This window comes from Mycobacterium sp. OTB74, from assembly GCF_029892685.1.
GTDB lineage: Bacteria > Actinomycetota > Actinomycetes > Mycobacteriales > Mycobacteriaceae > Mycobacterium.
Genome location: NZ_JARXVD010000030.1, coordinates 1 through 13,418, shown reverse-complemented (window position 1 = coordinate 13,418; position 13,418 = coordinate 1). Strand labels below are relative to the sequence as shown.

The 13,418-nt window shown below is 61.1% G+C and carries 13 protein-coding genes; 5 read left to right on the top strand and 8 right to left on the bottom strand.

Features of this window, described 5'->3' with window-relative positions:
• Positions 1-159: 159 nt before the first annotated feature.
• From M2432_RS26500 to M2432_RS26490, 3 genes are all read left to right on the top strand, one after another.
• Complete coding sequence (locus tag M2432_RS26500) at positions 160-588, top strand: MarR family transcriptional regulator (RefSeq protein WP_280829830.1); 429 nt, start codon at positions 160-162, stop codon at positions 586-588.
• 551 nt (positions 589-1,139) lie between these two features.
• Positions 1,140-1,577, top strand: a complete 438-nt coding sequence (locus M2432_RS26495) for an MmpS family transport accessory protein (protein ID WP_280829829.1) — start codon at positions 1,140-1,142, stop codon at positions 1,575-1,577.
• The gene (locus tag M2432_RS26490) at positions 1,574-4,462 is read left to right on the top strand and encodes an MMPL family transporter (protein WP_280829828.1); all 2,889 of its coding nucleotides are present in this window, start codon (positions 1,574-1,576) and stop codon (positions 4,460-4,462) included. The genes M2432_RS26495 and M2432_RS26490 overlap by 4 nt, the downstream gene beginning before the upstream one ends.
• A gap of 310 nt (positions 4,463-4,772) precedes the next feature.
• Here M2432_RS26490 and M2432_RS26485 read toward each other — a convergent pair whose 3' ends face one another.
• Both M2432_RS26485 and M2432_RS26480 read right to left on the bottom strand, forming a co-directional pair.
• Positions 4,773-5,153 carry an ATP-binding cassette domain-containing protein gene (locus M2432_RS26485; RefSeq protein ID WP_280829827.1) on the bottom strand — a complete coding sequence of 127 codons (381 nt, stop codon included), beginning with the start codon at positions 5,151-5,153 and terminating at the stop codon, positions 4,773-4,775.
• An 18-nt stretch (positions 5,154-5,171) separates the two neighbouring features.
• Positions 5,172-6,017, bottom strand: coding sequence for an alpha/beta hydrolase family protein (locus M2432_RS26480; protein WP_280829853.1), 846 nt, complete (start codon positions 6,015-6,017; stop codon positions 5,172-5,174).
• Between the two features lie 681 nt (positions 6,018-6,698).
• On the opposite strand from M2432_RS26480, the gene M2432_RS26475 reads away from it, so the two are divergent.
• A complete protein-coding gene (locus M2432_RS26475; protein ID WP_348536339.1) occupies positions 6,699-7,619 on the top strand; it encodes an alpha/beta hydrolase in 921 nt (306 codons plus the stop codon).
• 142 nt (positions 7,620-7,761) lie between these two features.
• A complete protein-coding gene (locus M2432_RS26470) occupies positions 7,762-9,168 on the top strand; it encodes an NAD(P)/FAD-dependent oxidoreductase (protein ID WP_280829825.1) in 1,407 nt (468 codons plus the stop codon).
• Between the two features lie 32 nt (positions 9,169-9,200).
• Here M2432_RS26470 and M2432_RS26465 read toward each other — a convergent pair whose 3' ends face one another.
• The 6 genes from M2432_RS26465 to M2432_RS26440 form a co-directional block, all read right to left on the bottom strand.
• Positions 9,201-9,560 (bottom strand): hypothetical protein, encoded by a 360-nt coding sequence (locus tag M2432_RS26465; protein WP_280829824.1) that lies wholly within the window; start codon positions 9,558-9,560, stop codon positions 9,201-9,203.
• A gap of 40 nt (positions 9,561-9,600) precedes the next feature.
• The gene (locus tag M2432_RS26460; protein WP_280829823.1) at positions 9,601-10,374 is read right to left on the bottom strand and encodes an enoyl-CoA hydratase; all 774 of its coding nucleotides are present in this window, start codon (positions 10,372-10,374) and stop codon (positions 9,601-9,603) included.
• Positions 10,371-11,432 (bottom strand): enoyl-CoA hydratase/isomerase family protein, encoded by a 1,062-nt coding sequence (locus tag M2432_RS26455; RefSeq protein WP_280829822.1) that lies wholly within the window; start codon positions 11,430-11,432, stop codon positions 10,371-10,373. The genes M2432_RS26460 and M2432_RS26455 overlap by 4 nt, the downstream gene beginning before the upstream one ends.
• A gap of 111 nt (positions 11,433-11,543) precedes the next feature.
• The gene (locus tag M2432_RS26450) at positions 11,544-11,819 is read right to left on the bottom strand and encodes a cytochrome C oxidase subunit IV family protein (RefSeq protein ID WP_280829821.1); all 276 of its coding nucleotides are present in this window, start codon (positions 11,817-11,819) and stop codon (positions 11,544-11,546) included.
• Positions 11,819-12,415, bottom strand: coding sequence for a cytochrome c oxidase subunit 3 (locus M2432_RS26445; protein ID WP_280829820.1), 597 nt, complete (start codon positions 12,413-12,415; stop codon positions 11,819-11,821). Before M2432_RS26445 ends, M2432_RS26450 begins: the two co-directional genes overlap by 1 nt.
• A 10-nt stretch (positions 12,416-12,425) precedes the next feature.
• Positions 12,426-13,205, bottom strand: a complete 780-nt coding sequence (locus M2432_RS26440) for a hypothetical protein (RefSeq protein WP_280829819.1) — start codon at positions 13,203-13,205, stop codon at positions 12,426-12,428.
• Positions 13,206-13,418 lie beyond the last annotated feature (213 nt).

The following is a 13,418-nucleotide window of genomic DNA, read 5'->3' as shown; positions in this document are numbered from 1 at the left end:
TGAAGGGTAGCGGAAGGGCTGGTCGACCGATCGGCAAGTGAGCAGCCGGCACTCTCGTCATAACACGGCGGGCTACCGCGAATTATATAGTCGGTATGATATAAAGTTTGGGTGGGTGCTCGGCGGAGATCCGTAGGCGCTGACCTAGTCGGTGAGACGATGGATGCCGCTACCGATTTGACCATGCGCTATCTGGCGGATCGAGATGGATTGAGCTCTACTGCTTCGCAGGTGCTCAATCGCGTGCATCGTCAGGGCCCGATGCGTTTGACGACGCTCGCGGTACTCGAAGGAACGAGTCAGCCTTCCATGACTCAATTGGTGAAGCGTCTTGAATCTCAAGAACTGTTGCAACGGTTGAGCGATCCGGGCGACGGACGGGCGGCCCTGGTGGGTTTGACGGAGGCCGGCCGTGAGTTGTTGGCGAGGCGAACTGCTGGTCGGCGTAAGCGCCTCGACCACCTGCTGGCCACGTTGTCGTCCGACGAGCAGGCGGCGTTGCAACTCGCAGCCCATGTGTCGGGGCCGATCCTGAAGCGGCTTTTCGAGATTGCCAGTCAGGATTCTTCGCATGGGGGCGTGGAGTAGCGCCTTACCTGCGGATTTGGGTTTCTTCTCAGCTGCGACCACAGTCTGCCGCCACGAATAGACTTACTTCATCACTGGCGTGGCCAATGTCCAACCGGCGGCAGCTATTACATAGATACATCGACGAGCAATCACGGGGCGTAGTGGCGTGCTAGCCGCGTGCGGGATCGGCGCAACGGTACCTGCTGCTCCGTTTTGGGGGCTTATGCGAACGACGACTACCCGACACCGCATGGCTGAGTATCGGACGAACTTGTGCGCCTGATACTTTCGGTATTGCAAAATACATAGGCTACATGATATATATCATGCTGGTCCGGTAACACGCTTCGCGGTGTGCACGTAACGGTACGTCGGAATGCTCTCGACGGTGCGGTTGCCCCGGCAGGAATGTATGCCCGAACGTCACCGTTCTCGGTGGGGTCTGCGATCGACCGGCTGCTGCCGATGTGCATGCGAGGAATGGTCGGCGCGAGGGAGCTCGATCAAGGTCGGCTGACTGTGGGGCGGTCCGCCACTCAGCGGAAGGTGTTGAGGTGAAGTCGATTCCGATGAAACGAGCACTCAGATGGGTGTGGATACCCTTGATCCTCGTCGTGGTCTTCGCGGTTTCAGGGCTGGTGGTGACACGGTTGCACCGGCATTTCGCGTCTCGGGATCTCAACGCCAATGCGGGCGCCGGGATCGAGATTGTGCAATTCAACCCCAAGGTCGTGTTGTACGAGGTCTACGGAACACCAGGAAGCTCAGCTGAGATCAGCTATTTCGATCCGGACGCCCATGTGCACTCTGTCAGCGCGCAGCTGCCGTGGTCGGTCACCTTGTCCACCACGTTGCCGACCGTCAGTGCGAACCTGATGGCCCGTAGCGACAGTGAGCAGAGCGGCGACCATATCGGTTGCCGAGTCACCGTCAATGGCACCGTCCGTGAGGAGCAATCGGCAAATGGCGTCAACGCCCAGACCTACTGCCTGGTGAAGTCCGCATGAAACATGGCGTGTCCGCACCCGAATCCGCCGATCACCCTCGGCGGCCGCTGCTTCCGCACATGCTTCGCATCTTGTCGGTGCCGATCATCTTGTTCTGGACCGCCATTGCCGTACTGGTGAACGTGATCGCACCGCCACTCGAGATTGTCGGCGAGATGCACGCCGCGCCGATGGCACCAGGTGACGCCCCGTCGATGTATGCGATGAAGTTGATGGGCGCCAACTTCAAGGAGTTCAACTCCAACAGCACGATCATGATCGTCGTGGAGGGCCAGCGGCCACTCGGCCCGGACGCGCACCAGTACTACGACGAGATCATCCGCAAACTGCAGCAGGATCCTGAGCACATCCAGCACATCCAAGACTTCTGGGGCGACACCCTGACCGCGGCCGGTGCGCAGAGCGCCGACGGCAAGGCGTCTTACGTCATGATCAACCTCGCCGGAGAGCAGGGGCAGACCCTGGCCAATGAGGGTGTCGAGGCTGCCCGCAAGGTCATTGAGGAGACGAAAGCTCCGCCGGGAGTGCAGGCCTACGTTGCTGGCCCTGCCGCGCTGACCCACGACCTGCACGTCATCGGCAACGCCAGTCTCGGCGAGATCACCCTCATCACCCTAGTGGCGATCGCCCTCATGCTGCTTGTCGTCTACCGCTCGATCAGGACCACACTGATCCAGCTGTTCCTGACGTTCCTCGCGCTACTGACCGCGCGCGGTGTTGTCTCGGTACTGGCCACCCACGATGCGTTCGGGTTGACCACCTTCGCGGGCAACATCTTGACCATGCTGGCGATCGCCGCCGCAACCGACTACGGCATCTTCATCTTCGGTCGGTATCGCGAAGACCGCGGCATCGGTCTGGACCGGGTTGACTCCTACTACGCGACGTTCAAGTCCGTAGCGCCGGTGATTGTGGGTTCGGGGCTGACCATCGCTGGAGCGACGTACTGCCTGAGCTTTTGCCGCCTGCCGTACTTCTCCACCATGGGCGCACCGGTCGCGATCGGCATGATCGTGGTGGTGGCCATCTCGGTCACGCTCGGCCCGGCGGTGCTCTACCTCGGCAGCAGAGTGGGGTTGTACGAGTCCAGGCGGCCTCCGCAGAGCAGGTTCTGGCGGCGCGTCGGTACGGCAGTGGTCCGCTGGCCCGCACCGATTTTCGCAACCAGCCTGTTCGTCGTACTGATCGGGATCGTGGCGATCCCTGGGTACAAACCGGCCTACAACGACCGGTACTACATGCCGACGGACGCCCCGGTGAATATCGGCTTCGGCGCCGCCGATCGGCATTTCACCCAGGCCAGGATGAATCCCGACATCCTGATGGTCGAATCCAACCACGACATGCGCAACCCCGCCGACATGCTTGTGCTGAACAAAATTTCAAGCAACGTGATGCACAGCGATGGCATCGCGATGGTGCAGAGCATCACTCGGCCGCTGGGAATTCCTATCCAGCACAGCTCAATTCCGTTCCAGACGAGCATTTCGGGCCAGACCAGCAACTTGAACCTGCCCTTCCAGCGTAAGCAACTGGAAGACCAGCTCAGGATGATTGATGCGACCAATATCTCGATCGGCATCCTCGAAAAGCAGTACCAACTGTCTCTCGAGCAGACCAGGCTCACCCAGGACTCCGCCCGCAAGTCGCAGGAACTGCTCAGGGTGACCGAAGAGATGCGGGACAACATCGCGAACTTCGATGACCAATTCCGGCCGTTACGCAACTATTTCTACTGGGAACCGCACTGTTTCGACATCCCCATGTGTGCCGCAGTGAGGTCGGTGTTCGATGCCATGGACGGGATCGACGAGATAACCGACCGGACGTCGGATGTGCAGGTCAACACTGACAAACTGGCCGACCTGGCTCCGAAGTTGACCGCGCTGCTTCCTCAGACGATCGCGTCGATGAAGACCAGCAGGGATATGTCGCTGGCTTCGTACAACTCGCAGAAGGCCCTGCTCAACCAGCTGGAGGCGATGAACGACACCGCGTTGTCGATGGGTGCGGCCTTTGATGACGCCAAGAACGACGACCAGTTCTATCTGCCGCCCGAAGCATTCCAGAACCCTGATTTCCAGCGCGGGCTGAAGATGTTCCTATCGCCGGACGGCAAGTCCGCGCGCATGTTCGTCACCCACCAGAGCGACCCGGCAACGGTTGACGGGATCGCCCGGGTCGAATCCGAGCGCAAGGCCGCGCAGGAGGCCTTGAAGATGTCCTCGCTGTCGGACGCCAAGATTTACCTCGGCGGTGTCGCGGCGACCTACGCCGATATGGCCGACGGCGCACGCTACGACCTGATGATCTCCGTCGTGTCCTCATTGACGCTGATCTTCACGATCATGCTGATCCTAACTCGCGCTGCAGTGGCAGCACTGGTCATCGTGACGACGGCGGCCAGTTCGATCGCTGCGTCCTTCGGCATCTCGGTGCTGCTCTGGCAAGACCTGTTCGGCAAGCCGGTTCACTGGCTGGTCATGCTGATGTCGGTCATCATCCTGTTGGCGGTCGGCTCGGACTACAACCTGCTGCTGGTCTCCCGGTTCCAAGATGAGATCCACGCGGGCCTGAAGACCGGCATCATTCGGTCCATGGCCGGTACCGGCGGCGTCGTGACGTCGGCAGGGCTGGTGTTCGCCGCCACCATGGCAGGCATGATGGCGAGCAAGCTGATCGTGCTGGCCCAGATGGGTTCGACCATCGCCATCGGCCTACTGATCGACACCTTCATCGTTCGGTCACTGCTAATGCCGTCGATCGCGATGATGTTGGGTCGCTGGTTCTGGTGGCCTCAGGTCGTCTATCCCCGTGGCGACAACCATTTCCGCGCGCCGTCACAACAAGAGGCGAATACCGAGGTACTGCCGGTCGGGCAATGACGACCCAACGCGTCCGAATGCAGACGGATGGGAGCGGTCCATTTTCACAGATCAACGGCGGTAATCGTGTGCGTTGTCCAGCGTGTTTTTCGGTTTTCTCCGGAGCGTTTTTCTTCAGTCCGCTGCCGATCTGCGGTAGCGGTTGGCGCGGTCGTATGAGCTTCTTGGGGCAAGTGGCCGTCGAGTTGGAGGAGTCAGTGCGCCCCGCGATAGGCAATGCGAGCGCGGCGCTGTGTCCCGCTCGTCCAGCAAGCCGACTTTTCGGGGAACGGTTTTGTGGCTGGTCAGACACGAGAGCGGGCCACACCGGTTAGCGCCCCCTTCGCCGGGACGGATCACCGAACCAGTCTTCTGCGACAGTCGCTGGTCTGATCTGCCGGTCCGCGGTGTTGTCGTAGATGTTCATCGAGCCGAACAGCGCGCCGTCCTGGAACAGCACACCGAACAGGGTGCGGATCTCGTAGAGCTCCTTGGCCGAGCACTCGATGATGTTGGTGCCGTCGATGACGATGGAGCCGCGCTCAGGACGCAGAAGGCCGATCAGCGACTTCAGGAACACCGACTTACCGGTACCGGACGGACCCAGCATGACGCTGACCTCGCCGGCCGGGATAGTCAACGTGACGTCTTCCCAGATCTTCGACGACCCGAACGACTTGCTCAGCCCCGTCACGTCGATTTGCACACCCATAGCGCTGTCCTCCCGGTGCTACCGAATGGTTCCGGCGAGGTCACCCGACATCGCGCCCAACTGAGGACCCCAGCTGCTCCAGTCGTGCTGCCCACCGTCGGGAAAATCAAAATGGCCGTTGTGTCCGCCAACACCCCGGTAGTTCGCGTAGAACGTGCGGTTACTGCCCTGCGCCTGATCGCAGTACCCGATCATGGCGGCGGGGTCGCTGCAGGTCACCGTGCTCGGGCTGTATACCCACAACCGGGTGTTGTTACTGACCAGCAGCGCTACGTGTGAGTTCGGATCATGCCACTTCCAGCGGCCCAGTTGTGCCGCACCCCACATACTTTGGGTGTTAACACCGCCAAATCGTTGCATTCCCTCGGTGATCGCGCCGTTGAGGAATGTCGAAGATGGATACAGAAAACCCGACAACGAACCAGCGAATCGGAATCGGTCCGGGTGGAACGCCGCGAGCGTCAATGCGGCTGTACCGCCCTGGGAAGCGCCGACTACACCGTGCCCGGTCGGTGCCAGCCCCTTGTTGGCTGCAAGCCATTCCGGCAACTCAGCAGACAGAAATGTCTCCCACTGCTTGCTGCCGTCTTGTTCCCAATCCGTGTACATGCTCCATGCACCGCCCGCCGGCGCCACAACTGAAATTCCTTTGCCAGCAAGAGTATTCATCGCATTTCCGGCAGTCACCCAGTTGCTCACGTCAGGTGCAGCATCGAATGCATCCAACAGATACACCGAGTGCGGTCCACCACCGCGGAACGCCACTGGGATATCGCGACCCATCGCGGCAGAAGGCACCATAAGGTACTCGATGCTGGCAGCCCTGCTGCTCGGCGCAGTCCAGAAGTAAGCGAGAAGTGTCATGACCGCGAGAACCGAACGCAGCACCAGGATCGCCGACCGCCTCTTGTACCGCAGGTCGGAATCAGGCTGCCAGTCTTCGTATTTCACATCAACACGGGACGTTCTGCTCCGAACCCGTAGATTGGCCGGCTGCCGGTGGGCACGCTCTGGTCGACGCTGCTGTTGGTCGATGTTCACGGTGCACTCCTGAGATTCCGTACGAGGCTCACGCCATACTCGTCCGCCGGCCCACAAAGCGCGCCCCCCCAACGGGCAAATTCCGATCTCTACAAGGAGGGACAACAGAGTGCTTACTTTCATGGCAATAGGTTGGTTCGAATAGCCGAGCTAGCAAAACGTCCACGTCCACAGAGCACATCGTTTTCCGCCTGAGCGGCTGGCGGCTTGTCGCTCGACCCCCAGAACGCTGCGAGAGGCCTCCATCGCTGGGACGTAGAGTCCGCCATCCCTCTGATGCAGGGGAAAGAACTACCCGACGTGGTGACGCGGTACACCGGATCGCTGGACCAGACTCTCAGCACAGCTAAACCGAACGCGCACAGAGCAAAGCAGATTCCTAGCGGCGGTGCGATCGCGTAACCCGAAGCATCGGGTTGGACAGAGGGGTGTGACCGAAGTGCCAAGGTCGGATGGGCACCAGATGCGCGATATGAGATCGTCGCACCCGATCGGGCTTTATCGATGATCAGCAGGAATCAGATTTGGCGTGCGGCCAGCGCGCCGGCGGCTTTGTTGTCACAATGCGCAGTGTCAGTGCCCTACGTCTGGGGCGGATCGCACACAGCTAACCATCGGCTGGAGCTCACAGCGATGCATCGAGGCGGAACCGGAACGCCGTTGTTGCTCCACGGCGTCAGCTCAACGTGGCGGGCGTGGTCACCGATTCTGGCTCATCTCGAGGCTCATCATGACGTGATCGCACCGACGCTGCCGGGCCATGGCGGTGGGCCCCGACTTTCCCGAGGCACTTCGCCTTCCGTCGGGGCTCTCGCTGACGGTATCGAGGCTGTCCTCGATAGGCTCGGCCTCAAAGAGGTTCATATTGCCGGTAATTCGCTGGGCGGGTGGGTTGGTATCGAACTCGCTCGGCGGGGTCGGGCTCGGTCGCTGGTTCTGTTCAGTCCGGCGGGCGCGTGGCCATCGCGACGCAGCATTGAATTCCGCGCAACGTGGTTGATGCTGGTGCTTGGCACCATGCGGCCGTGGACGGAATATGCCGCGAATCCGTTGATGCGGCAACTACTTTTGGCCGCGCAAGTCTCCTTTCCCGAGCGAGTGGCACCGGAAGAACTGGCAGTCTCCATCCGGGCCAATGATGCGGCACCGCTGGTCGCGGCACTCGCCCGCGCAATTCCTCAAAATCAGGTCGAGCCGCTTGCACCCGATTGCGGCTACCCTGTTCGGCTCGCCTGGGGTGACCGCGATCGGGTCCTACCCTGTGAAAGCTTCGGCTCCGCCATGGAAAGCCGACTCCCTGGCGCCGAGACGGTGACGCTGTCCGGGGCAGGGCATGTCCCGATGTCCGACGATCCCACCGAGGTCGCAGACCTCATCCTGCAAATCACCACAGGCGTCGATGCGGCCGTGCGACAAGAGGCGTAGGCGCCAAATGGACAGCCGCACAACAGGAAAGTCGGCAGACCGCTGGTCAAATGCACCCAGCGATCCTCCCGACCGGCAGGAGATGTCAGCCAGCGTGTCTGCTCTGCGGTTCGGTGGCGTCGCTGAGCCTGAAGGAGCACAAATGGCCACCACGTCCCAGCGTCACCATGTCGTCGTGATCGGATCTGGATTCGGTGGTTTACGCGCCGCAAAGGCCCTCAAGCGGGCCGACGTCGACATCACGATGATCTCGAGGACGACGACGCACCTGTTCCAGCCGTTGCTGTACCAGGTCGCCACCGGCATTCTGTCGGAAGGCGAAATTGCGCCTACGACGCGTCTTGTTCTACGTAAGCAGAAGAACGTCAGCGTGCGCCTCGGAGAAGTGGAAGACATTGACCTGCAAGCTAAGACAGTTACCTCGAAGCTGATGTCGCAGGAAACCGTAATGCACTTCGACAGCCTGATCGTGGCCGCAGGCGCTCAGCAGTCCTACTTCGGCAACGACCACTTCGCTACCTTCGCCCCGGGGATGAAGACCATCGACGACGCACTCGAACTGCGTGGCCGCATTTTGGGTGCGTTCGAGGCCGCCGAAGTGGTCACTGATCCGGCCGAGCGGGAGCGCCGACTGACTTTCGTGGTGGTGGGAGCCGGGCCAACCGGCGTCGAATTGGCCGGGCAGATCGCAGAACTCGCAGAGCGAACTTTGGCGGGTGCGTTCCGTAGCATCAGGCCGCAGGACTGCCGGGTGATTCTGCTGGACGCGGCATCGGCGGTACTACCGCCGATGGGGCCCAAGCTCGGCCTCAAGGCCCAGAAGCGTCTGGAAAAGCTCGGCGTGGAGATTCAGCTCAACGCAATGGTGACCAACGTCGACTACCGGGGCCTCACTGTTACTGACCAAGACGGCACGGAACGCAGAATCGACTGTGCGTGCAAGGTGTGGTCGGCCGGTGTGCAGGCGAGCCCGCTCGGGAAGCTCATCGCCGATCAGTCAGACGGCAGCCAGACCGACCGCGCCGGCCGCGTGGTCGTCGAAGCTGACCTCACGGTCAAAGGGCATCCGTATGTATTCGTCATAGGTGACCTGATGGCGGTGCCCGGTGTACCCGGGATGGCGCAGGGTGCCATCCAAGGCGCCAGCTACGCGGCAACGATCATCGAACGCGCACTGGCGGGCCAGGACGATCCCGCCGAGCGCGAGCCATTCACGTACCGGGATAAGGGCAGCATGGCGACCGTGTCACGGTTCGACGCTGTGACGCAGGTACCGATCCCTATGTCCTCCAAGAAGATTGAACTAACCGGCCCACTCGCTTGGTTGGCCTGGTTGGTACTGCACCTTGTCTATCTGGTCGGCTACAAGAATCAGGTGACGACGCTATTCGCTTGGTTCGTCACCTTCATGGGCCGTGGGCGAAGCCAAATGGCAATCACTAGCCAGATGATCTACGCGCGAACCGCGATGCAAATGCTGCAGAGCCACATGGGTGCGCTGGCGGCGGTCGAAGCTGCCGACGAAGTCGAGAAAGACGAATCCGCATAACTGGGTAGCCGACTGCCCGCTTTGGAACTTGGCTAACCCCAACGGATCCCGTAGGCACGTGAAGTCGATAGCTCGGCAGCGATGGTCAGCGCCGCGCGGACTGCGTCCGTGTCGTCCAGATTGGCGAGTTCGGCACAGTTCGAGTCGCTGCGGGCACGCCGCGCCAGGCGCTCTTTTGGGTGGCCGGAGCCCGTGATGTCATCCGCGATGGCCCTGGCGACTCGTCGAGCATCCGGCCGGGACAGGTTCGCGAACGCACCTCGCTGGTCCATGGCTGCAGCGAAGTCCTCCATGATCGCCGCGTGCCAGGTGATGTCGACACCAGGCACTGAAGACAACAGCTCGGCCGCAGTCGGTTGTTTGAAGTACTTCGCGGTGATGTGAGCAGTCATGCTGAGCCACTCCTCACGCGATTTGTTGGCATGGCGCGCCCTAACGGTGCTTGAAGCTTGGTGGTCGCTTCTCGACGAACGCGGCCATTCCTTCGGTTTGGTCGCCCGTGCCGAAAGCGGAGTGAAAAATTCTGCGCTCGAAAAGCAGTCCCTCGGCGAGGCTCGACTCGAACGCACGATTGACTGCTTCCTTGGCCATCCGGGCTGCCGACAGTGACATCTGCGAGATTTCGGTGGCCACCGCGATGGCTTCATCGAGGAGGTTGTCCGCGGGCACGAGCCGAGATACCAGGCCGCTACGTTCGGCTTCGGACGCGTCGATCGTCCGACCGGTCAGGATCATGTCCATCGCCTTGGCCTTGCCGATCGCACGGGTCAGTCGCTGGGATCCGCCCATCCCGGGCAGCACTCCCAACTTGATCTCGGGCTGGCCGAACTTGGCTGTGTCGGCGGCGATTAGGACGTCACACATCATGGCCAGCTCGCAACCCCCGCCGAGTGCGTAACCGGCGACGGCGGCGATCGTCGGTGTCCGAATGGCCGCGAAACGTGCCCACCCCGCAAAGAAGTCGGAGTCGAAGACATCGCTGAAGCTCTGCGCAGCCATCTCTTTGATGTCGGCGCCTGCGGCAAACGCCTTTTCGGAGCCGGTGAGGACAATCGCCCCGATGCCGGGATCATTGTCGAATTCGGTTGCGGCCGTTGTAACCTCGTTCATCACCTGAGTGTTGAGTGCGTTGAGCGCTTTTGGCCGGTTTAGGGTGATCGTGCCGACGCGGTCGTTGCGCGCCACGAGGATGGTTTCGTAGGTCATCGGAACTCCAGTTCACGGTCGGCGGGCTCGAAGTAGGCCTGCACATCGGCAGGGGTGACAGCCGCCAGCGACGCCGGCGACCACTGCGGGTTTCGGTCTTTGTCGACCAGCTGCGCTCGGATACCCTCCACGAAGTCGTGCGACCGTAGCGACGCGCACGACGTCCGATACTCCTGTGCCAGAACCTCTTCCAATGTGGCGAGCTTTGCGGCGCGGCGGACTGCCTGCAGCGTGACGGCGAGCGCGATTGGAGATCGGGCAGCGATGAGCTCGGCGGCGTCGTTGGCCGGGCCGGCGTCATGCCCCCGCAGCGCCACGACGATATCGGCAACGGAATCCCCGATGTAGCACTCGTCGATCCAATCACGTTGTGCCACAAGGTTACTTGCCGGTGGTTCTTCTGCATACTTGGCGACGGCGGCGTCCGGACCGTCGGAGACCACCGTGCGGGTGAAGGCTGATAGTTGGTCCCGGCGCACATAGTGGTCGGCGAAGCCCATGGCAATCGCGTCGGCACCCGAGAATGGTGTCCCGGTCAGCGCGGCATGTAAGCCCAGCCGGCCGGGCGCTCTGGATAGCAGGAACGTGCCCCCGACATCGGGGATGAACCCGATGGAGACTTCGGGCATGGCCACCTTGGACGAATCGGTGACGACGCGCACGCTCGCGTGAGCGCCCAGCCCTACTCCACCACCCATCACAATGCCATCCATAAGGGAGACATACGGTTTGGTGTAGCGGCCGATATGGGCGTTGAGCAGATATTCGTCGTACCAGAATCGGCGCGCAGCGCTCCCGTCCGCGCGGGCACTGTGGTACAGCGCGACGACATCACCACCCGCGCAGAGGCCGCGTTCGCCTGCACCGGACAACACCACCGCCGCGATCGCGTCGTCGTGTTCCCACTCTGTCAGCACCCCATGGATGGCCGTGACCATCGACTGGTTCAGCGAGTTGATCGCTTTGGGTCGATTGAGGGTCAATAGCCCCACCGCATTGTCGCGGTTTGTGAGGACGTCCGGCCCGCCTGACGGTTCCTGGACCGCTTTTGTGTTCATGATTGACACGTCTCCTTCCTGGTCCGCGCGAAGTAGTTGAGCTTCTTGGCTTCCTTGGCAGCCTCGATTGCCGTCCTGAGCCAAACACGTTGACGTGCAGTCATTTACTGCTCACGAGCTCACCGGGGTGGCAAACCAGAAGCCGAGAATGACGGCAGCGACCACGAACGGCCAGGCCTCAAACGCGGCACGCACTGGGATCGGAGCGTCGCGTAGCTCCATGAAATCGAGGACCACGTATCTGACTTTCACCGCCGCGATGAGGAAAGTCCCGACCACCGCAATGGACGGGCTGACCGAATCCTTGGACAGCCCCCAGGTCGTCAGGCAAGTCAGCGCGACCAAGCCCAGCCATACCCAGGTAACGCGTTCACGTTGCACCGACATCACGCCGCCTTTATCAGATAGAGCAGTGGGAACAAGACGATCCACAACAGGTCGACAAGGTGCCAGTACGACGCTACGGATTCCGGCACCGCTCGGTGGAGGTCGTCGTAAGTGCCTCGCCGCGACTTGACGAACAAATAAGCCAGCAGGCTGGTGCCGACAGTGACATGGACGAGATGAATGCCCGTCAGGGTGAAATACCACATAAAGAAGGGGTTGGTACCTGGGTTGATGCCGTGGGAGAACTTCTGGAAGTACTCGAACGACTTGGACCCGACGAACATCAGCCCGGTGAGCGCCCCGCCGAGTAGTAGGAGCGGCTCTCGATGAATCTCGTTGCGCTTCATGGCTTGAACAGCGAGGGCCACCGACCAGGAGCTGGTCAACAGAATCAGCGTATCGATGCCGCCCAGATTCATGTTGAGCGTGCGCCGGGACGCCTCGAACAGCATCGGGTTCTTGTGCCTGTCCTGCATGAAGCTCAGAAACAGGATCGCGAAAATAACAGAATCTGCGCCAAGGAAGACCCAGACGCCCTCCACACCGGGAAGGCGCCGGGGCTTCACAGAATTAGTGCGGTCAGTGGCGACGACCACGTGCGCCAACCTAAGCGCTTTCGCGTGCCGCGGCCTCGTCTTCGGCCTGGAGCCTGGGAATGGCCTTGATGATGAAGAAGGACAGGCTGGGAATCCAGATGAACCAGGTGAAGAACGCGATCCAGAAGCTGATCACTCCGTTGAAGGCGAGCGGCCCGGTCGTAACAAACGGGATAGCGCTCACGGCGAAGAACGACGCGAAAGTTACCCAGCCCCACCAACTTACGGCGTCCGGGACCAACTTCTTCTCCCGCTTGTCCCGCATGAACACGATGCTGATGGCAGCGATCTGGAATGAGGTCACGAAGTAGGCCAAGTCAAAGGTGAGCCAGCCGAACCAGTAGAGCATGTGCATGATCTCCGGTGAGAGATTGTTGACCTCATGCGCTGCGGTCAGCCAAATCGACATCGTGATCATGACGGGAGCACAGGTGATCGTGCCCCCCATCATCTCGAGCTTGGACAAAATCCCGCCGGGGCCCTCTATGCGTTCCATTACCCGAGCAACCGCCACACTGAATGACATATAGAAGGCAGTCATCGTGAGGCAGATGCTCAAAGCAATCAGTAGCCGAGGCCTCATGTCCAGGAAATGCTCCTTGACCTCCACCGGCGTCGCGCTGGCCGGGAAAGGTGGCATATTGTCGGCGAGGATCCCCCACAGACAGAAGACTGCGAACAGGAAAACCGGACCTGTCCAGGCCAGAATCTTCCACGTTCGGTAATCGGCCGGGAACGGCCACAGGCCGCGTCCGGGGGTCGTGATGCCGGGTACGGCTTGCGTTGCCATCTTGATTCTCCTTGACGCTCCAACGACTTTCACAGCGTGTTCATCGTTATTGACGCGCCCCTGCGCGGTCGTCCCCCCAAAAGCGCATCTTTGTGCCCCATTTGGAGTCAGGACCGGAAGCTAGTGTCCTGAGTCGTTAATTCGTCTGCAATAGTTGGCGATGGATTCGAGGATTTGGTTGGCGGTTTTGGTCCACACGTAGGGGCGGGGATT

Excerpts from the sequence above, each read along its gene's own strand:
- M2432_RS26500 (WP_280829830.1), top strand. The coding sequence starts at position 160 with ATGGATGCCGCTACCGATTTGACCATGCGCTATCTGGCGGATCGAGAT.
- M2432_RS26495 (WP_280829829.1), top strand. The coding sequence starts at position 1,140 with ATGAAACGAGCACTCAGATGGGTGTGGATACCCTTGATCCTCGTCGTG.
- M2432_RS26490 (WP_280829828.1), top strand. The coding sequence starts at position 1,574 with ATGAAACATGGCGTGTCCGCACCCGAATCCGCCGATCACCCTCGGCGG.
- M2432_RS26485 (WP_280829827.1), bottom strand. The coding sequence starts at position 5,153 with ATGGGTGTGCAAATCGACGTGACGGGGCTGAGCAAGTCGTTCGGGTCG.
- M2432_RS26480 (WP_280829853.1), bottom strand. The coding sequence starts at position 6,017 with ATGACACTTCTCGCTTACTTCTGGACTGCGCCGAGCAGCAGGGCTGCC.
- M2432_RS26475 (WP_348536339.1), top strand. The coding sequence starts at position 6,699 with ATGATCAGCAGGAATCAGATTTGGCGTGCGGCCAGCGCGCCGGCGGCT.
- M2432_RS26470 (WP_280829825.1), top strand. The coding sequence starts at position 7,762 with ATGGCCACCACGTCCCAGCGTCACCATGTCGTCGTGATCGGATCTGGA.
- M2432_RS26465 (WP_280829824.1), bottom strand. The coding sequence starts at position 9,560 with ATGACTGCTCACATCACCGCGAAGTACTTCAAACAACCGACTGCGGCC.
- M2432_RS26460 (WP_280829823.1), bottom strand. The coding sequence starts at position 10,374 with ATGACCTACGAAACCATCCTCGTGGCGCGCAACGACCGCGTCGGCACG.
- M2432_RS26455 (WP_280829822.1), bottom strand. The coding sequence starts at position 11,432 with ATGAACACAAAAGCGGTCCAGGAACCGTCAGGCGGGCCGGACGTCCTC.
- M2432_RS26450 (WP_280829821.1), bottom strand. The coding sequence starts at position 11,819 with ATGTCGGTGCAACGTGAACGCGTTACCTGGGTATGGCTGGGCTTGGTC.
- M2432_RS26440 (WP_280829819.1), bottom strand. The coding sequence starts at position 13,205 with ATGGCAACGCAAGCCGTACCCGGCATCACGACCCCCGGACGCGGCCTG.